The 18,060-nt window shown below is 44.1% G+C and carries 15 protein-coding genes; 8 read left to right on the top strand and 7 right to left on the bottom strand.

The features are described from left to right. The first annotated feature begins 19 nt into the window (after positions 1-19). Positions 20-1,564: a YjjI family glycine radical enzyme gene (locus tag ACTS60_RS12090; RefSeq protein ID WP_440888436.1), complete on the top strand. Its 1,545-nt coding sequence runs from the start codon at positions 20-22 to the stop codon at positions 1,562-1,564. 21 nt (positions 1,565-1,585) lie between these two features. Beyond that, positions 1,586-2,467, top strand: a complete 882-nt coding sequence (locus ACTS60_RS12085; RefSeq protein WP_440888435.1) for a YjjW family glycine radical enzyme activase — start codon at positions 1,586-1,588, stop codon at positions 2,465-2,467. Positions 2,468-2,486: 19 nt separating this feature from the next. Here ACTS60_RS12085 and ACTS60_RS12080 read toward each other — a convergent pair whose 3' ends face one another. Further along, entirely contained in the window at positions 2,487-3,443 is a 957-nt protein-coding gene (locus ACTS60_RS12080; protein ID WP_440888434.1) for a LysR family transcriptional regulator, read from the bottom strand. Positions 3,444-3,781: 338 nt separating this feature from the next. On the opposite strand from ACTS60_RS12080, the gene ACTS60_RS12075 reads away from it, so the two are divergent. After that, positions 3,782-4,549 carry a TerC family protein gene (locus ACTS60_RS12075; protein ID WP_440888433.1) on the top strand — a complete coding sequence of 256 codons (768 nt, stop codon included), beginning with the start codon at positions 3,782-3,784 and terminating at the stop codon, positions 4,547-4,549. A 168-nt stretch (positions 4,550-4,717) separates the two neighbouring features. Then, positions 4,718-5,320: a 2OG-Fe(II) oxygenase gene (locus tag ACTS60_RS12070; RefSeq protein ID WP_440888432.1), complete on the top strand. Its 603-nt coding sequence runs from the start codon at positions 4,718-4,720 to the stop codon at positions 5,318-5,320. Between the two features lie 47 nt (positions 5,321-5,367). Here the strand turns inward: ACTS60_RS12070 and ACTS60_RS12065 are convergent, their stop codons facing one another. The 3 genes from ACTS60_RS12065 to ACTS60_RS12055 form a co-directional block, all read right to left on the bottom strand. After that, the gene (locus tag ACTS60_RS12065) at positions 5,368-6,636 is read right to left on the bottom strand and encodes an HD domain-containing phosphohydrolase (RefSeq protein WP_440888431.1); all 1,269 of its coding nucleotides are present in this window, start codon (positions 6,634-6,636) and stop codon (positions 5,368-5,370) included. Positions 6,637-6,868: 232 nt separating this feature from the next. Continuing rightward, positions 6,869-8,272 carry a diguanylate cyclase domain-containing protein gene (locus ACTS60_RS12060; protein ID WP_440888430.1) on the bottom strand — a complete coding sequence of 468 codons (1,404 nt, stop codon included), beginning with the start codon at positions 8,270-8,272 and terminating at the stop codon, positions 6,869-6,871. Positions 8,273-8,304: 32 nt separating this feature from the next. After that, positions 8,305-8,745 (bottom strand): hypothetical protein, encoded by a 441-nt coding sequence (locus ACTS60_RS12055; RefSeq protein WP_440888429.1) that lies wholly within the window; start codon positions 8,743-8,745, stop codon positions 8,305-8,307. 239 nt (positions 8,746-8,984) lie between these two features. On the opposite strand from ACTS60_RS12055, the gene ACTS60_RS12050 reads away from it, so the two are divergent. The 4 genes from ACTS60_RS12050 (at position 8,985) to ACTS60_RS12035 (ending at position 13,234) form a co-directional block, all read left to right on the top strand. Next, the gene (locus ACTS60_RS12050; RefSeq protein ID WP_440888428.1) at positions 8,985-10,178 is read left to right on the top strand and encodes an iron-containing alcohol dehydrogenase; all 1,194 of its coding nucleotides are present in this window, start codon (positions 8,985-8,987) and stop codon (positions 10,176-10,178) included. A 173-nt stretch (positions 10,179-10,351) separates the two neighbouring features. Next, entirely contained in the window at positions 10,352-11,557 is a 1,206-nt protein-coding gene (locus ACTS60_RS12045; protein ID WP_440888427.1) for an aromatic amino acid transport family protein, read from the top strand. A gap of 237 nt (positions 11,558-11,794) precedes the next feature. Then, positions 11,795-12,919, top strand: coding sequence for an HD-GYP domain-containing protein (locus ACTS60_RS12040; protein ID WP_440888426.1), 1,125 nt, complete (start codon positions 11,795-11,797; stop codon positions 12,917-12,919). Between the two features lie 99 nt (positions 12,920-13,018). After that, entirely contained in the window at positions 13,019-13,234 is a 216-nt protein-coding gene (locus ACTS60_RS12035) for a hypothetical protein (protein ID WP_005433984.1), read from the top strand. 452 nt (positions 13,235-13,686) lie between these two features. Here ACTS60_RS12035 and ACTS60_RS12030 read toward each other — a convergent pair whose 3' ends face one another. From ACTS60_RS12030 to ACTS60_RS12020, 3 genes are all read right to left on the bottom strand, one after another. Beyond that, positions 13,687-14,235, bottom strand: a complete 549-nt coding sequence (locus ACTS60_RS12030; RefSeq protein ID WP_010447727.1) for an MSHA operon transcriptional regulator — start codon at positions 14,233-14,235, stop codon at positions 13,687-13,689. 263 nt (positions 14,236-14,498) lie between these two features. Continuing rightward, positions 14,499-16,271 carry an ABC transporter transmembrane domain-containing protein gene (locus tag ACTS60_RS12025; RefSeq protein ID WP_440888425.1) on the bottom strand — a complete coding sequence of 591 codons (1,773 nt, stop codon included), beginning with the start codon at positions 16,269-16,271 and terminating at the stop codon, positions 14,499-14,501. A 2-nt stretch (positions 16,272-16,273) separates the two neighbouring features. Continuing rightward, positions 16,274-18,013 carry an ABC transporter transmembrane domain-containing protein gene (locus tag ACTS60_RS12020; RefSeq protein WP_440888424.1) on the bottom strand — a complete coding sequence of 580 codons (1,740 nt, stop codon included), beginning with the start codon at positions 18,011-18,013 and terminating at the stop codon, positions 16,274-16,276. Positions 18,014-18,060: the final 47 nt, after the last annotated feature.

Here is an 18,060-nt window from a genome sequence, read left to right as displayed (position 1 = left end):
TTCTCCAGGAACATCTTAGATGACTCAAAGCCTTTCCGATCTTCAGCAGCGTTTCCTTGCTATCGCGACAGATAGCAACTTGTCTCCAAAACAGAAATCGAACTTTCTTGCTTTGGAAGCCGAAGCCACTATTCCATATATGACCGTCTCTGATGAGGTAAGCCAAGCGATGCAGCAAGGCGTCATATGTGACATGTTTGAAGGTCACGCGCCGTTTAAGCCGCGTTATGTTTTGCCAGATTACGCAAAATTTCTTTCTCAAGGCTCTGAATACTTGGAGTTAGCTCCAGCAGAAGATTTTGATGATGCGATCAACATGTTGACCATCATTTATCATCATGTACCTTCGGTCACCAACATTCCTGTTTACCTTGGACAGCTTGATGATGTTCTGATGCCTTACATCGGTGACCTTACTGACGAGCAAATCTACAAAAAGCTAAAACACTTCTGGATCATGCTTGATCGCACATTGCCAGATGCATTCATGCACGTGAATATTGGTCCGACGGACAACATCATTTGTCGCACGATCTTGAAAGTAGACGCTGAGTTAAAACAGATCGCGCCAAACTTAACGTTCATGTACGACGAAGCAGTAACTCCAGACGATTTACTAAAACAAGCAACACTAAATATTTGTGAGTGCAGCAAGCCACACATCGCGAACTACCCAATACACGCCAATGCGTACGAAGGTGCTCGCTTTGGTATCGTAAGCTGCTACAACTCACTGCCATTGGCTGGTGGTTCAAACACGCTTGTGCGCATGAACCTGAAAGAAGCAGCAAACCGTGCAGAAAATCGTGATGATTTCTTTAACAATGTACTACCGGAATACCATGGCTTGATGGTTGAGTTGATGGACGCACGCGCTTCACATCTGCATGAGAAGTCGGAATTCTTCAAAGGCTTCCTAACACAAGAAGGTTTGATTGAAGAATCTCGTTTTGCGCCAATGTACGGTATTTATGGCATGGCAGAAGCGGTGAACGTATTGCTAGAGAAAGAAGGCAATGCAAGCCGTTACGGTCGAGATGCTGTTGCAAACGAGCTAGGTCACGCAATCTCTGCAAAATTGTCTGAATTGGTAGAAAGCACACCAGTGAAGTTTGGCCTAGAAGGCAAAGCGCTACTACACGCGCAAGGTGGCATCAGCCTTGACTTGGATGTGACGCCGGGCGTTCGTATTCCTTACGGCAACGAACCAGATCCTGTGTCTTACGTGCAAGCGACAGCGGGTCATCACCAATACTACCGCTCAGGCATCAGCGATATTCTGACCATCGACGAAACAGTGAAATCAAACCCAGAAGCGATGTTCAACCTTTGTAAAGGAGCGCTCAATGCTGGCTACCGTGAGTTCACGGCAAACGTAGCATCGAATGACTTGGTTCGCGTAACGGGGTATATGGTGAAACTGTCTGATATCGCCAAATATGATGCAGAAGGTTCACGTACCAATACAACATTCTTAGGTGCGGAAGCGGCGAAGAATACCGGTATTTTAGAGCGTTCACCACGTGTGGTGAGTCATGAAATGTCACCGACTTACGCTAAGTAATTGGTGACGGATAAGAATAAGATGGCTAGACGATCGGAACACCTCTTAGCTAAGGTAACTCGTATCCTTCCGTTCTCTTGTGTTGATGGGCCGGGAAACCGTCTAGTCATCTTTCTACAGGGTTGTAACTATCAGTGCGTCAACTGCCACAACCCGCACACCATCAATAACTGCAATCATTGTGGCGATTGTGTGAGTGAGTGTCCGGCAGGTGCACTGAAGTTCGACGAAAACAACAACGTTGTTTGGCTTAAAGAGGAGTGCACCCACTGCGATCGTTGTACAGAGATATGTCAGTATCAATCTAATCCAAAAATTACGGACTACTCTGTGGAGGCAATGCTCGATTTGATACGAAAACAGCGTTTTTTCATTAGCGGTGTGACGGTATCCGGTGGGGAATCTACCTTACAGCTTCCTTTTATTATTGCGCTGTTTAAAGGCATCAAACGCGATCCTGAATTGCAGCATCTCACTTGTTTCATCGATAGCAATGGTTCTTTATCCACCGCAGGTTGGGGAAGAGTCTTACCGTACATGGATGGTGCGATGATTGACCTTAAATCGTGGCAAAGTGAAACGTATCAGTGGTTAGTGGGGCGGGATAATCACCGCGTATTCCAAACGATTCAGTACTTAGCCAACGCTGATAAGTTGTATGAAGTACGTTTGCTTCATATTCCGGGTAAGAGCGATCTCGATACTGAAATCGTGGCTGTCGGGCATTATCTGCAATCACTACCTGAGTCGGTCAACATCCGTTTGAATGCCTTTCAACATCATGGTGTAACGGGTGAAGCTCTGGAGTGGGAGAAATGTTCTCAGGATGAAATGGAACGCTTCCACGCTCAGTTAAGTCAATTTGTTAGTAGACCAATGACCAGGCCATCGGTCTACGTGTAGTAAAGCAAGGTAAGTGAGCTTAGAGCTTATTCACTCTGGGCTTGCTGCATACCCCCAAGGTTTCACATGCCTTAAGCACTTTCTGTTGTAGCCATCTTAAAGCGGGATCGTTCAGACTCGCTTTATTCCATACCAAACTGTACGCCACTTGTCCGTACTCGAACGGCAAAGGCTTCTCTACCAATCCTTTCGCTTGCAGTGCTATTTGGGCCCAAAGCTTTGAACAAGTGAATAGATAATCGGAGTGGTGACACATCACCGCTGCGGAGCCAAAGTCTGCCACGTGCATCGCCACACTACGCTTGGCATAACGCTGGGTTAGGTTCTGCTCAAAGTAAGGTTGAGACAAGTCTTTATCGTGAATGCCAATGTGTCTCGCACACAGATAATTCTCTACTGAGAGTTCTTCCTTCGCTAACGAGTTATTACTGCCCATCAAACAGATCATTTCATCTTCTAGAATCGTCTGCCATACCAAGTCTTTGTTGTGCGTTGGTGGCTGGCTGATGTCGTGCGGCAGAATCATAAAATCAACTTGCCCACGGATCAGAGAATCAAAACTCATCTGCTCTTTGGCGTAGACGTTCAATTGCGCTCGGCTGCCCATCTGTTGAGATAGGTTTTGCAGCATAGGGGCGAAGATCTCAAAGGTGCTTTCGCGCATCGCTAATGAGAACCGGCCTTCGTAATACGCAGGATTAAATGAACCTTGGTAAAGCAAGCCGTTCATGCTGGACAGAATGCCGTGTACCGAAGGACCGATGTTCAGAGCAAACGGCGTTGGGACTAAACGGGTGCCATCGCGGTAGAAAAGATCGTCTTTAAGAATGTCTCGCAATTGGCTGAGGGTTTTACTCACGCTGGAAGGGGTCACGCACAGTTGTTCAGCTGCTTGAGTGACGCTATGCGTTGTCAGCAGCATATGTAATACCGTCAGGTGTTTAAGGCTAATGCGTGAGAGTGTTATATAGTCCATTCGCAAGGCTAACTCGTGTGATTTTTCTCAGTATATCAAAATATTACGTTGAAACATTTGTTTACTATTGCAGAAGCACGAAAAATACGGTGTTTCTTTTCGTGTTCGATGCAATAGTTTGGCTCAACTTGGCGCTTGATAGAGTGAGTGGTGGCAATAACCTTTAGAGTACTAAAGGTGCCTGACAGAAGCCTGACATAACAAGGGATTGCGAACGAGTAGGAGAGGTGATTTACTCGGCTTTCCTAAATATAAGAGGTTTAAATAAACTTAATGGACGACCCCTTTAGTCGACTGAACAATTCATTGTATGGCTTCCAATCACAGGAGGCATACTCATGTTAGAACTTTTCATGCAACCAGAAGCGTGGGCTATCTTCGCTACCTTGTTTGCTCTTGAAGTTATCCTAGGCGTTGATAACGTCGTATTTATCTCCGTTCTGTGTGAACGATTACCTCCGCACCAGCGTAAACTTGCCCGAAACTTAGGTATTGGTCTTGCGGTTATGGCGCGTATCGTTTTGGTGTTTTCGATCTCTTGGATCATGCAACTTACTCAGCCGTTAATCAGCTTCAGCGACTTTACGTTTACTGGTCGTGATTTGATTATGATTGCGGGTGGTGCATTCCTACTAGCGAAAAGCTTGAAAGAGTTGTGGAGTTGGTTAACACATACTGAACACGGTCATTCGACCCATGTTCGTACTGGCCTTGCTGTGGTTCTGCTTCAGATCGTTGCCGTTGATGCCGTGTTCTCGATGGACTCGGTGATTACTGCGGTTGGTCTAACGAGCGAAGTACCAATCATGGTGGTAGCGATCATCTCTTCGGCGATTGTGATGGTGTTGACGGCGGAGAAAATCAACAACCTAGTGACGCGTTACCCGGGCTTTAAGACTCTTGCTTTACTATTCCTAGTATTGTTGGGTGGTCTGTTGATGGCAGAAGGCTTCGCAATTCACATCAACAAAGGTTACGTGTATTTCGCGATGGCGTTTGGTCTTGTGTTGGAAATGTGTCATATCCAGCTTAAGAAAAAGCAACGCCCGATGATTCAGCGAATTCGTCCAATCCGACCTCGTTCTATAACGCTTCAAAATCGATAATTGAAGTGCGATAACTGAACCTAATTGAGCCGCTCACGAGAGCGGTTTTTTTACGTCCGAACCTTGTTGTTTGGCTGCATTTGTCGTGTCGATAGAAAATGGAATTTGTTGTTGTAGCACGAATTTCTTATATAGACTGCCCAAACCCACACGAGTGAACAGCATAGAATGAACAAATTGATCGACGCGTTATCGACGCACGGATACTACATCTGGGATGATTTTATTTCTCAAGAGGAAGTGGCTGAGCTGCGTGACTGTATTCCTGATGACTGGAAGAAAGCACGTATTGGTCGTAACGACGACGTGACTCGTATTGAAACCATTCGTAGTGATAAGATCCAGTGGTTGAAGCGTGATATGGGTACACCAGTTGCGTCTTTCTTGGACAAGATGGAAGAGATCCGTTTGGAAGCGAACCGTCATTTCTTCCTAGGTTTGTTTGAGTATGAAGCTCACTTTGCGAAATACGAGAAAGGAGACTTCTACCAAAAGCACCTAGATTGCTTTAAAGGCAATGAAAACCGCCGTCTAACCACCGTGTTCTACATGAACGAATCGTGGAGCGAAGAAGATGCCGGTGAATTGGTGGTGTACGATTTGAATGACAACAAAATTGCGACTATTCCACCGCGCTCTGGTCGGCTGTTTGTATTTTTGTCTGAGCAATTCCCTCATGAAGTATTACCGACAAACGCAAAGCGATTTAGTATCGCAGGTTGGTTCCGTATTAACGGTGTGAAAGACAACCAGCTTGATATCGCCCATTAAACAAAAAGGACACGTTAGACGTGTCCTTTTTGTTTTTTTGCTAGAGGTTATTCCACGTCAGTGGAAATTTGGTAGCAACACGCCATGTTTTTAGTCAGGACGCCATATACATCGTGGCAGAGTTTTTGACTTTCAATCATTTCATCCATGAGCTTGGAAATTTGCTCTTGTGTCATTCTGCCTCGGTAAGGGCGATCTTGAGATAGAGCTTGGAAGACATCAGCAACGGCAATAATTCTTGATGGCATATCGAGCTCGTCTGCAGTTTTGTGGTAGGGATAACCAGATCCATCCAGTCTTTCATGATGATTCGACGCCCACTCTGCTATTTTTGCATTCGGAAATACTTTATGAAGTGCCAGCTCGGTATCTATCGTATGGCGTTTGATTCGAGTGTACTCTTCTTCATTTAATTTCCCTTCTTTATGCAGGATCTCATCCGGTGTTTTTAGCTTTCCGATATCGTGCACTAGACCAGCGATAAATATCATCTCTTGATGGTGTTCATCGAGACCGATTTCTTTCGCTAAGTATCTTGAAAGCTCTGCGACCTTTTGAGAATGTTGATAAGTGAAAGGGCTTTTAGCATCAACGATCTTAGCGAGAAACAACCCAAGGCTGTTGAGATCTTCAATCGTTAGTTGTTTTTGCAACCAATCGATGTTCTCGAAATTCAAGCCGATGGTTTCGATGTTTTCTGACTCCATTGCAAACCAGAAACCGTCTGTCATGATGAGTTTCACCATCGCTTCGCACATGTCGGGGTTAAATAGTGTTCCTGAGTTCGCGAGTACGGCTTCGGCGATAATATTTTCATGCAGTGTCACCAAATCAGAGTGACAGTCTGTAGCGTAATGAGCTCTTAAAAAATCCAATCGGTCAGACAAGTAGAGAAGGGCAGCGATATCTTTTTCAAATGGTGAAATATCCGATTGTTCTAGGTCTTGCCAACGAGTGTGGTGATGAAGGATAGGCGTCGCAAATTGAGCGAGCAAGCTACATTGTTTTAGCGACTGATACCCTCTAATGCAATGCGCTTGAGCATCCTGAGGAACCAACTCCTCGAGTAGCATCATATGCTCTTTAGTCTCAGAAACACCACAATCGTGAATCATTCCAGCGAAGTAACAAAACTCCGCTTTTTTAATATCCCATTTCATCGCGACTGCACATTTATAAGCGATATACGCCACTCTGTGACTGTGGTGTGTGTCATCCACACCGACGTAATCGAGTGCTCTCGCTACCCAAATTAGCGCATGTTTAAGATCTACTTCAAAGCCTGTTGGTGAATAGTTAGCAGGGGATTGCTTCATTACTTTGTCCGACGTTTTATGATTTTATTTATGTGTTATCTCAGTAATGATACTTGGTGTTAATAGAAAAGATTATCCTCACTTAAATAAATAATTCATTAATTTGAACTGGGTATGAGTTTGAATGAGAAAAAAGAAAACATGAAATATTAAAGCGGTACGAGATGCTCGGCCATATGTGGTGCAGATCTAGAATGAAAATGAAGATATATGCACACTCAAGTTACGATGTTTAGGCGCTGCCTCTTTGCTTTTTCGAATGGAGAATAACACGGTCTCTACCGAGCTTTTTCGCTTGATAAAGAGCAGCATCAGCTTTGTTGAGAAGGGATCGAGGTTCAATAAACTCCGCATCTTGTGTTGAACAGTATGCGATACCAATAGATATTGATAAAACATGGCTTCTCGTTAGTGGCGCATGTTTGATATTGAGTCTCTTGACCTCGGTTCTGAGTCGCTCACCTAATACTTCACTCTCTTCTTGAGTTGCCAAGTTGACCATCAAGACAAACTCTTCTCCGCCCATCCTGAAAGCATAACCTTGGTGTATGTCCGCCATCATATTGAGTACATGGCTCACACTCTTAAGCGCTTCATCCCCGCTAAGATGCCCATAGTAATCGTTGTAAGCTTTGAATAGGTCGATATCAATGTAGAAGCACGTGATGTAAGCCTCTTGAGCTTGGTAGCTTAACAAGCGGAAAGAGGAATCGAGTGAACGGCGATTCAATAGACCAGTTAACGGGTCGTGTTTAGTCAGCTCGTTTAAGCGCTTGTTTTTGTCTGTGACTTTATCGACCAGTTGGCTAAAAGATTTTGCTAGTTCGCCAATTTCATCTGTTCTATGGCTTTCTGGAACTTGTAGCAGTGAGATTGCTTCAAAGTTTTGTTTCATGAAGTTTGATAAGCGTTTGATTGGCGAAGATAAACGATAGGACAAAGTTAAGAGAAGAGGATAGGAAATGGCTAAGCTGATAACAATCTCTTTAAACAAATCTAGGATAAAGGCTTGTTTGATTTTTTCTATTTGCTCAATGCCATATAAAATTTCGACCGTTCCGGAGACGTCATCTAATAAAGGTACTTTGATGTACATAACGCCCTTATCAAAATCAATATGGCTTTTGTTTTCCATTCGGCAAGGTGTAAGGTCTTTAACGTATTTTTGGTTGAGCTCTAAGCTTTGGCGATACCTTGCTTTCGCATCTGTTAGCCTGTTAATTAGGTAATCTACTTTGGCTGGAGTACTCAGGTTTGACTCTTTAACAGAACCAAGGCGATTGAGTCGCTGTTGCAGTGTTGATTCGAAGTTAGGGGGATAATGGCTGCGCCAAACTTCACCTATCTCTCTGCTGTAAACAATCTCCATACGTCGCTGACTTGTGGAGGATTGTCCAGACACATACAGATAGTTGAGCTCATCTTGCATTTTGAGTTGAGTTTTTAATGCTGGTAGTAACAAATTCGCATAGTTATTACCGTGTACAGCATCCGTTACATGGCTTACAAGCGCAGCTACACTATGCTCTCTGGATGTAATCGTCGTTTTTATGATGGTATCCATAGAATTCTGAAAGTTATAGATACTTAAACCACCAATCATGACCAAAACCAACAGAAAGTGTGAGATGAACATTGTGCTTCTGATTGAATTTCTCACTAGGCTCTTCACTTATTAAAAACATCAATAATCGGTACAGAACAGGTACCGTTGATGCAGATATCTTCATAGCCATTGTGGCATCCATAGCAGGTTTCGATGCTCAAAGAAGGGTGCTGTGTTGAGATGTCATTCTCTTGTTTGTCGTAGGTGCCATATAAGGTTTCGCCAGCCAAATGTTCCGTTACGAAGATAATATTGGACTCTTCATATACTGCGATGGCAGTAATACCGTCGGTATAGGGGCCATGAGCTTTATAAGCTTCTAGTTTTGATTGAGGGACGTAGATAGAAAGGTTGGTTCCTTTCCCGCCATTCGCCCAGTTGTACATCTTTACCGTTTGCTGAATAAAAGTCGGAGTTTGTGGAGGTAAAACCACATCGCTCGCAGGAATGATACTTTGTTTCACCAGAACATAGTCTTCCCAGTTATTAGGAAAACTTGCCATTGAAGAAGCGTAACTAGATGAAGAAACGAGTAACATTGTATACAAGACGCGCCTCACAATGAGCCCCCCAGTACATCTTGATACCTAAATGGTAGTTGATTGTTTGTGGGTTTGCGGTGAAAGGTGGGGTACGAGTTCAAGTTTTATTTGTGAACTATAGTTCTAGAACAAACTAGAATAACTACTCAAACTTTATGATACTGGACTTGGATTGTCCTGAACCAATAAATGGAATTTATATGCTGAGACACTTACTTTATCGCGGTTACACCAATGGGCTGAAAGTAGCGGCTTACGTTCTCCCTTTTCCTAAACCTACCTTATTTTCTGGTTCTGGCAGCCTCAATGAATTAACAGAAGCAATTGTAGATCTTGGTTTTAAAAAGCTGCTCCTTGTGACCGATGACGGGTTGGTAAAAATTGGAATGGCGGAACAAGTGGCCGAAAGCGCAAAAGCCAGCGGTTTAGAGGTGATGCTGTTTTCTGAGGTAAAACCAGACCCTACTTATGAGCAAGTTGAAAGCGGTTTAGCTGCTTATTTGGAGTCAGGGTGCGATGCGATTTTAGCGCTCGGCGGTGGTTCTGCTATGGATTGTGCCAAAGTTATCGCAGCTAGAGTGACCAACAAAAAATCCATTAAAAAGCTCGCTGGTTTGTTTCGTGTATGGAAAACCCCCGCACCTTTATTCGTTATTCCGACGACATCTGGTACTGGTTCAGAAGTGACTATTGCGGCTGTTGTTTCTGAGCCAGATACCCACCTTAAAACGCCATTAATGGATCCGAAATTGGTGCCTTTAATGGCGGCATTGGATGCGAGTTTAATGGTCGGTTTACCAGCAAAGATCACCGCTGATACAGGCATTGATGCGTTAACACACGCAGTGGAAGCGTATATTTCTCGCAATGCTACAAGCGATACTAAAGCCTACTCGGTCGCTGCTATCAAACTCATTTTAGAGTACTTACCACAAGCGGTTGAAGAGGGGAGTAACATTGAAGCTCGACAAAAAATGGCGATGGCCTCTTATTATGCAGGTTTGGCTTTTACTAAAGCTAGCCTTGGTTACGTGCACGCGTTTGCGCACAGCTTGGGTGCCAAGTATGGGTTGCCTCACGGCATGGCAAATGGTCTTGCTTTACTTCCTGTCCTTCGATTTTCTTTATCTGAGATTGAGCCACACCTGACAGCCCTAAGTGAATCGTTGATAGATGCAACCGGAGAAGAGACTCCTAACGCACAACATTTCCTTGATAGGTTAGAAGATTTGTATAAAGAGATTGGTATCGAGCAAACATCGTCAGTATTGAAACTCTCTGACACTGATGAGTTGGTGACTTTGATTCTTAAAGAGGCGCATTGGAACTACCCAGTCCCTAAGTTCATGAATGAGGAGGAGTGTGCTCAATTGCTGGCGGAAATGAGGGCTTAAGCTGGTCTGTATAATATAGTTTACACTTGTGGGTTTTTATCCTTACACTTTGCTTGATCTTATTAGAAAGATCCTACAGAATCGTCATCATTCCAAATATGGTGTTAGGTTTTGGGGGCCGTTTCCCGATCTGATGCTGATAAATCTTATTAAGCTGTAAAGATAAATATACGATGAGTCGATCTAAAGTGTTTGGTAGCACCCTGATTATTGCAGGGACTACAATAGGTGCTGGTATGCTGGCGCTTCCGCTTGCTTCAGCAGGTATTGGTTTCACCACTTCTTTAATCATTATGCTGGGTCTATGGGCATTGATGGCGTTTACTGCACTGTTGATGCTTGAGCTTCACCAGTATGCGGACAGCAGTGCAACCCTTCATACTTTGGCAAAGCAAATCCTTGGTCAAAAGGGTAAATGGGTAGCAAGCTTTGCAATGCTGTTCTTGTTCTACTCATTGTGTGCTGCTTACATCGCTGGTGGTGGTGCTCAGTTTGGTGATCGCCTAACAGAATGGTTTGGCCTGGATATCTCTGGCTCGACTTCAACTATCATCTTTACTCTTATCGTGACGATGGTTGTCACGGTGGGTACTGGCACGGTAGACAAGGTAAACCGCGTGTTGTTTGGTCTGAAGATGGTGACTATGATTGCGGTGCTGTCATTCCTTGCGCCAAACGTGACCGAATCTTACCTGCTGAGCATGCCTATTGAGCAAGGTCTTATCGTTGCCGCAATTCCGGTTATCTTTACTTCTTTTGGTTTCCACGGCAGTATCCCGGCTATTGTTAACTACCTCGACGGTGACACGTCGTCTCTACGTAAAGCGATCATTGTTGGGTCAACGATTCCACTAGTGATTTACATCTTCTGGCAAGTCGTGACACTTGGTGTTGTGAGCCAAGATACTTTGATTGAGAATGGCGGCTTGAGCGCTTTGATTGGTCAATTGTCTCAAACGGTTCACCAGTCAAACCTAGGCAGTGTAGTCGGTGTATTTGCTGATCTTGCGCTTCTGACTTCTTTCCTAGGCGTAAGTTTGGGTCTGTTTGAATTTTTGGGCGATACCATTAAAGGCGATAGCGAAAAGCCAAACCGTTTAGTCGCAGCCGTAGTCACTTTTACACCGCCATTAGGCTTTGCATTGTTTTACCCACAAGGCTTCATCATGGCACTAGGTTACGCGGCAATTGCTTTGGCTATTCTTGCCATCTTCTTACCTTTAGTTATGGTGGTGAAGGTTCGTCGTTCTGATGAGTTTACTGGAGAGTACCGTGTCGCTGGTGGTCAGGGTGCACTACTTGTTACGGGGATTGTAGGTACAGGTATTGTTATGGCACAAGTTCTTATTACGTTGGGTGTACTTCCTGCGCTTGGTTAATTAATCAGATGAATAGAAGAGAAGCCAGTGTGTTACCGCGCACTGGCTTTTTTGATCTGGATTAAATTACCGTAGAATATTCGGTGAAAATATTGGCGAAAAACTGTTTTTATTTCGTACACTTAAGTTGTGGTATGTCGATAATTTAGGTGGAGAAAAGCCGCTCTAATCACATCAAATACGCTGACTTTCATGAGCCTTTTCTTCTGATTTCTCTACTTGGAGTGGAGGTGAAGTATGGCGCAGCGGAGTTTTTACCCGTTTGCAAAACCGCTTAATGAGCAAATGCAAACTTTGAAGAATAGGATGCAGGCACATTTACCGTGTGTTGATAGGGTGTCGTTCGCTAAATACCACCCTAAACAAGGTATACTAAAATCTTTTGCTGAAAGTGAGTTCGACACTTGGTGTTTGGCTCATCACGAAGCGCCACTTCGCAAACTGCACAACCTAAGCATTGCTGCTGATAATGCTATCCCTCGTGTGGTCAACGATCTCTACGACATCAACCACTGCCCACGAGTTCAAACTCTGCTGAAAGAAGGTTACCACTCATCTGTTGCGGTCCCTTGCTATGATCGTCAAACTTTCACTGGCTTTATATTCCTCAACTCCATTCAAGCAAATGCATTTAGCGTTGAAGCTTTGAATGGGCTAAAGCCCTATTTTGAAATGGTGCAATTCGCCGTTGAGTCTGAAGATCATGTCGTCAATGCGATTGAAATTTTGGCAGAAAGAATGCAGTGCTTGATGCCAGGGTACTCGCCAGAGGTTTACTCACACATTAAGCGCATTGGTATGTATGCTCAGTTGATTGCGACACAGCTTGCTGATGCTTATCAGTTTAGTGACGAAGTTGTCGAGCAAATCGGTATGTTTACTCGTTATCATACTTTGAGCGAGATTAAGCTTCCTGCTGAGGTAGTATGCAACCGACGCTGTGTGAATGCAGAGCAAGAAGCGTTGTTAACTGAGCACATTGAACAATGCGTGGAATCAGCAGATAACATAGTGGCGAGGATCGGTAATCCAGTTCATCCAAGCGTCACTTTGTTCCAGCAAATTATTTCTTATCAATATGAAAACCTCGATGGTTCAGGATATCCACATGGGTTGGATCGTTCAGGTATTCCAATTGCTGCGCAAATTGCGGCAGTCGCCAATGTGTTTGATGTCATGACCACCCATCATCCATATCGTCAGGCGTGGTCAATTCCGTATGCCTTGTTAGAGCTTGAAAAACGCGTTTACCAAGGTTTGCTATCTCGAGAGTGCGTTAATGCCTTGCGCGATCATCAAGGCTACCTAAAACAAATTATTCATAAGTACCCAGAGCATTACGCTGGCATGGGATTAATGTGAGAGTAGAGGAGGGAACCGTGAAGGGAATCAAAATATTGACGAGGAGGTCAGAATAAATAATACTGTATATGTATACAGTAACTCGTTTGGAGGTGAAGTATGTTGTGGGAAACCCTAGAAAGAGTAAACCGCTTACGCCAACAAGCACTTGCGAATGCTGAATTCGTAGAGTCTGCAAAGGAACATGAAGAAGCTTTGCATGACCAAGAGTACCACTATCAACCAAGAAAGCGTTCAGCCAAAGACAAACAAGGTAAGAAGTCGCTGGCCGATATCTATAAAGAAGTAGAGTTTGGCGCTGACGCTCGTCATTAACTGGTTCAACAACGCTGCGGCCCTCATCCAGCCTTTCTCATCGCCGTAGCTTAGTTCATTATCCGTGCGAGCATTGTGAATCATGATGCTCGCTAACATTGTTCTTCGTCCAGATTGTCCCTCGTTTCCAAATATCTATATCGAACCGTCTTAACTCGTTTCCTTTCACTGCATTTGGTACGTCTGTTTGGGTTCAATAATGTATCGCGACACGTATTGTGTGGCTCTCTACTTAGTGTGGGCGTAATTCGTTGATGACTTGGGTACGGATATTTTAGCTGCAAGAGATACCAGCAAGAATGAGCAGATAATTGATGGAATTAGTATTATCTCTGATTTGGGGAGTGCGCTGCTTACAGAGTGTGTTAACTCTCTCAACAACAATCAACGCAATAAGAAATCTACGGCTAGAAAGTAAAGAAATCCCCCAGGCTAGGTGGGGGATTTCTATATTAGAAATTAGCTTTGCGTACGTAATGAGGGTTTTTGTATTTCTTTTCTGGGCCAAAGTTACTCACAACCAGCTTGTTCCAGAGAGTTTTGTCAAATTCGCCTTTAGGGATGGAAGGGTAGAGTGTTTCTTCTTCTTCCCGAGCAAAGTTCATATATTGCTTTTTCTTTATCTGGTTGTATCGCTTCGCAATCTGATTGTGTTTTCTTACCCATTCCGCTTTATATTCGCGCAGAACTTTCTCGCCTTTCTCTACATCCATTCGCGATAAAAAGAGTCTTTTATAAGAAACTTTTCTATCTAGCATCGTACGCATCACAGTCTGAATATATTTACCGTGATGGGTGATGGTGATGTCATTTTCATCGATAGGCGTTATACACCAGCCTTTGGGTAAAAAGTCTGGTTTTTTAAACTGCTTATTTCGTTCCATCAACACCTGATGCAATACAAGATCAGAGGTGCCACGAAACGTTTTTTGCCACTTCGCAATACGAATTTGTAATGATCCGGGCAAACGATAGATATTAGTAAACTTATCTTGGTCCATGGACTGTAGTCATGACTCTATTTAGTAATATTTAAGATCGCCAAACCAAAGCGTCGGCTAGGGTGGAAATTCCGGGCCGTATATGAATGGTTGACTTGTTATTTAGCGCGATTTTACAACGAGCGGGCTCAAAATAGCGAGGGGTTATGTCAATAATAGGTAAGAAATATCAAAATTGTTGAAAATATGAAGAAAATGACTGAGCCTCGCTTGCCTAATTTACGTTAGGTTCACAAGGCTCAGGATAATTAAAAAGAACGAGCTTAAACCGCTTCTTCCAACCACTGTTCCTCGCCTTCGAGTTGCTGGATATGGCGATTTGCTTGTTGTAGTTGGTACATTTGAGCGTAACGTCCCTTAAGTTTTAGCAGTTCGGAGTGGGTACCTTTCTCAACTAAATCACCATGATGCAATACCACGATTTGATCAGCATCTAAGATGGTTGATAAACGGTGGGCGATAACGACCAGCGTCATATCTTTACGCAATACTTCTAGGCTCTTTTGAATCAGAGCTTCAGTACCGGAGTCAATGTTCGCCGTGGCTTCATCCAAGATGAGTACCTTAGGCTTCGCAACTAACACACGCGCTAACGCAAGAAGCTGCTTTTGACCAGCTGATAGGTTTGTTTCACCTTGTCCAAGAGTTGTATCTAAACCATTGGGGTAACGACGAATTTGCTCCGACAATCCCACTTTTTCTAACGCATCCCAAATCAATTCATCTTCTACCGCTCTACCCAATGAGATGTTCTCTCGTACGCTCGCTGGCAGAATGTGTGGGTCTTGCTGAACCATAGCAACGTCTTTGCGAAGTACATCTTTCCCTAGGGATTTCAATGGGCGACCATCAATCAGCAGTTCCCCACTGTTTGTTGGATAGAAGCCCATCAGTAGTGAAGCGAGTGTACTTTTTCCGCTCCCCGTATGACCGACCAGTGCAATAAAGTCCTGATGCGCAGCTTGTAGGGAGATGTCCTTTAAGACGTCTTGCTTGCCATCATAGCTGAAAGTGAGATTACTTAACTCAATCGCGCCCGTTTGTAGTGGTTTATGGTCGTCACCGTAGCTCTGTTCTTGTGCGTCCATCAACTCAAAAACACGCTCACTCGAAACTAATGCTTGTTGAAGCAGTGCAAGTTGCTGAGTCATTTCAATGAGAGGTTCAGTTACTCTACCTAAGTAGCTTATGAAGGCGTAAAGAACACCGACACCAATCATCTCGATACCGTTAAAGCCAAAAATAGCTACCAGTGACAGCAATGCGAGACCAGCCAGCAGATCCATGAGAGGGCGCAGCAAGAAACCATTGAGTCGAATAACCTTCTTTGATGCGACGAGATGGTTCGCCGTCAACTCGTTGAACTGCTTATTGAACCGTTCTTCCTGCTGCATAAGTTGGATGACACTCATGCCCTGTATCGACTCGCTTAAGTTCGCGTTAATGTCGGTTAGCAAATCACGCATATTGCGGTAATTCTCTGTACTCAGCTTTTTAAACAGGTACATAAAGCCAACCACAATTGGAAGAAGAATCAGGACGACTAATGTCAGCTTCCAACTCATGTAAAACATCACACCAAGCATGACTAAAATCATCACAACGTTTTTGACTACCGTTGCGATAAGTAACTCGTAAAACTGCTGGAGAGATTCAGTATCGTTGGTAATACGAGAGACCAACTTTCCCGCAGGTGTGTAGTCGAACGCAGATAAAGGCTGTTTGATTACGCCAGAAAACGTCTGTTTACGGATGGTTTTGATGATATTGGTTGCAACAATACTAAACTGCAAAGATTGAAAGTAAGCAAAGGTTGCAGCAACAATCTGAAGACCAATATATCCAGCTGCTAAGGTAATCAAAATTTCTTTGGTGTAATCCCCTTTGGTAATATGCTCATCGATAAAGTATTGAATCAGCCAAGGGCCACCTGCGTTTGCTAACGCAGCGATAAACAGCAGCAACAAGCCTTTAATCATAGGCTTCGGTTGCTGAAGAGGGTAAGACAACAATCGTTTGAATGTACTCTGTTTCATGGTTACTCCTCCATTGCCTGTTCTAGTTTTTGGTATTGGTACATTTCCGCATACCACCCTTGTTGTTCCAGTAGAGCCTGATGTTGACCTCTTTCCGCGATGTGCCCATGGTTCAGCACCAAAATTTCATTGGCGGCTTCCAACGCTGTTAAGCGATGTGCAATTACGATCAGTGATTGATCTCGATAATGTTGCTCAAGGTTCTTCAGGATCTCATGCTCTGTGCGGCCGTCTACCGCAGATAAAGCGTCATCGAGAACAAGAATATCCGCGTTAAGTAGCATTGCTCTAGCTATCGCAATACGTTGCTTTTGACCACCAGACAAGGTGATGCCTTTTTCACCGACTTCAGTTTGGTAGCCATCAGGAAACTTCTCGATATCGTCATGGATACATGCGTATTTTGCTGCTTGATAAACTTCTTCTTTCGATGCCTTTGGGTTGCCTAATGCGATGTTGTCATAAATGGTTTGTGAAAAGAGAAACGGGCTTTGGTTGACGATAGCAAATCGACTACGCCATTCCGAAAGAACAGCATCTTTGATTGAAACGTCGCCAAACTTAATTGCTCCGTCATTCAGCTCATGTTGTCTGAGTAGCAAAGTGAGTAGCGTTGACTTGCCACTACCAACGGCTCCCGCAATACCCAGCATTGTTCCTGGCTCAATAACACAATGCACATTGGTGAGTGCTGGTGGCAATTCTGCAGACCAATGGAAAGATTCAATATCAATGTTAAGCGGCAGAGGTTTATCGCCAAGCGGCTTATCGCCACTGGTGATCTCTGGCTTTTCGTTGAATATTTCTTCTAGACGATTCCAAGCCGCAGAGCCACGCTCCAAGATATTGAATAAGAAAGCAAATGCCAGCATTGGCCAAATCATGAGGCCGAGATACATGGTAAACGCGGTTAAATCACCTAATGTGATGTCTCCTTTATCCACCAGATATGCACCAACTGCCACACTAAGAAAAAAGGACATGCCGATGGTGATTTGGATAGCAGGGTCGAACCGAGCGTCCGCGCGTGCGACGGCGATGTTTTTACTTCCTGTATCATCAACAACATCTTCAAAACGTTTCTGCTCTTGGTCTTCCAAGCCAAAAGCTCGCAACATCCTTACGCCATTAAGAGACTCTTGAGTCATGTCAGACATGGTTGAAAAGGCTTCCTGAGCGATGCGAAAACGCTTATGCAGGATGCGAACAATAAAGAAGATCATCACCGCAAGAAATGGCATAGGTAGCAAAGCCATAACGGTGAGTTTCCAGCTGATTTGCGTCACCATGATGATCAGTACTGCAACCCCGGTAATTAACGAATCGGCTGCGGTTAACACACCTTCTCCAGCGGTCATAACGATGTTACGAACGTCGTTAGTTCCGCGCGCCATAAGATCGCCCGTTTTGAAACGCTCAAAGAACCGAGGAGGCTGAGTTGAAAGGTGACGGTATAAGCGATTACGCAAAATGGTACCGAGCTCCCAACTGGCACCGAATAACCAAATGCGCCATAAAATGCGACAAGCATAAATCGCAAAGAAAAGCGCAATTAATCCGCCTAACCACAATAGAAGGGTTTGCGTTGTCATCGTTTGTTGAACAACACCATCGACAATAAGACCGACCGCTTTGGGTGGAATGAGCTGGAGAGCGGAAATGACGGCAAACAGTAAGATTGAACCTACATAGTGCTTCCATTTGAGTTGGAAATACCAACGCAGCTGCCAAAAAATCTTCATCGCGCCTCCTGCTTTAAATTATTGAATTTTTTATAAATCTAATCATT

It is taken from the genome of Vibrio sp. WZ-1 (genome assembly GCF_052037695.1).
Taxonomy (GTDB): domain Bacteria; phylum Pseudomonadota; class Gammaproteobacteria; order Enterobacterales; family Vibrionaceae; genus Vibrio.
This window is presented reverse-complemented; position numbering and strand designations above follow the sequence as displayed.

Bases quoted from the DNA above. Each gene is read 5' to 3' on its own strand.
- ACTS60_RS12085 (WP_440888435.1), top strand. From the start codon at position 1,586: ATGGCTAGACGATCGGAACACCTCTTAGCTAAGGTAACTCGTATCCTT.
- ACTS60_RS12025 (WP_440888425.1), bottom strand. From the start codon at position 16,271: ATGAAACAGAGTACATTCAAACGATTGTTGTCTTACCCTCTTCAGCAA.
- ACTS60_RS12020 (WP_440888424.1), bottom strand. From the start codon at position 18,013: ATGAAGATTTTTTGGCAGCTGCGTTGGTATTTCCAACTCAAATGGAAG.
- ACTS60_RS12035 (WP_005433984.1), top strand. From the start codon at position 13,019: ATGTTGTGGGAAACCCTAGAAAGAGTAAACCGCTTACGCCAACAAGCA.
- ACTS60_RS12065 (WP_440888431.1), bottom strand. From the start codon at position 6,636: ATGAAGCAATCCCCTGCTAACTATTCACCAACAGGCTTTGAAGTAGAT.
- ACTS60_RS12070 (WP_440888432.1), top strand. From the start codon at position 4,718: ATGAACAAATTGATCGACGCGTTATCGACGCACGGATACTACATCTGG.
- ACTS60_RS12060 (WP_440888430.1), bottom strand. From the start codon at position 8,272: ATGTTCATCTCACACTTTCTGTTGGTTTTGGTCATGATTGGTGGTTTA.
- ACTS60_RS12030 (WP_010447727.1), bottom strand. From the start codon at position 14,235: ATGGACCAAGATAAGTTTACTAATATCTATCGTTTGCCCGGATCATTA.
- ACTS60_RS12050 (WP_440888428.1), top strand. From the start codon at position 8,985: ATGCTGAGACACTTACTTTATCGCGGTTACACCAATGGGCTGAAAGTA.
- ACTS60_RS12075 (WP_440888433.1), top strand. From the start codon at position 3,782: ATGTTAGAACTTTTCATGCAACCAGAAGCGTGGGCTATCTTCGCTACC.
- ACTS60_RS12080 (WP_440888434.1), bottom strand. From the start codon at position 3,443: ATGGACTATATAACACTCTCACGCATTAGCCTTAAACACCTGACGGTA.
- ACTS60_RS12040 (WP_440888426.1), top strand. From the start codon at position 11,795: ATGGCGCAGCGGAGTTTTTACCCGTTTGCAAAACCGCTTAATGAGCAA.
- ACTS60_RS12055 (WP_440888429.1), bottom strand. From the start codon at position 8,745: ATGGCAAGTTTTCCTAATAACTGGGAAGACTATGTTCTGGTGAAACAA.
- ACTS60_RS12090 (WP_440888436.1), top strand. From the start codon at position 20: ATGACTCAAAGCCTTTCCGATCTTCAGCAGCGTTTCCTTGCTATCGCG.
- ACTS60_RS12045 (WP_440888427.1), top strand. From the start codon at position 10,352: ATGAGTCGATCTAAAGTGTTTGGTAGCACCCTGATTATTGCAGGGACT.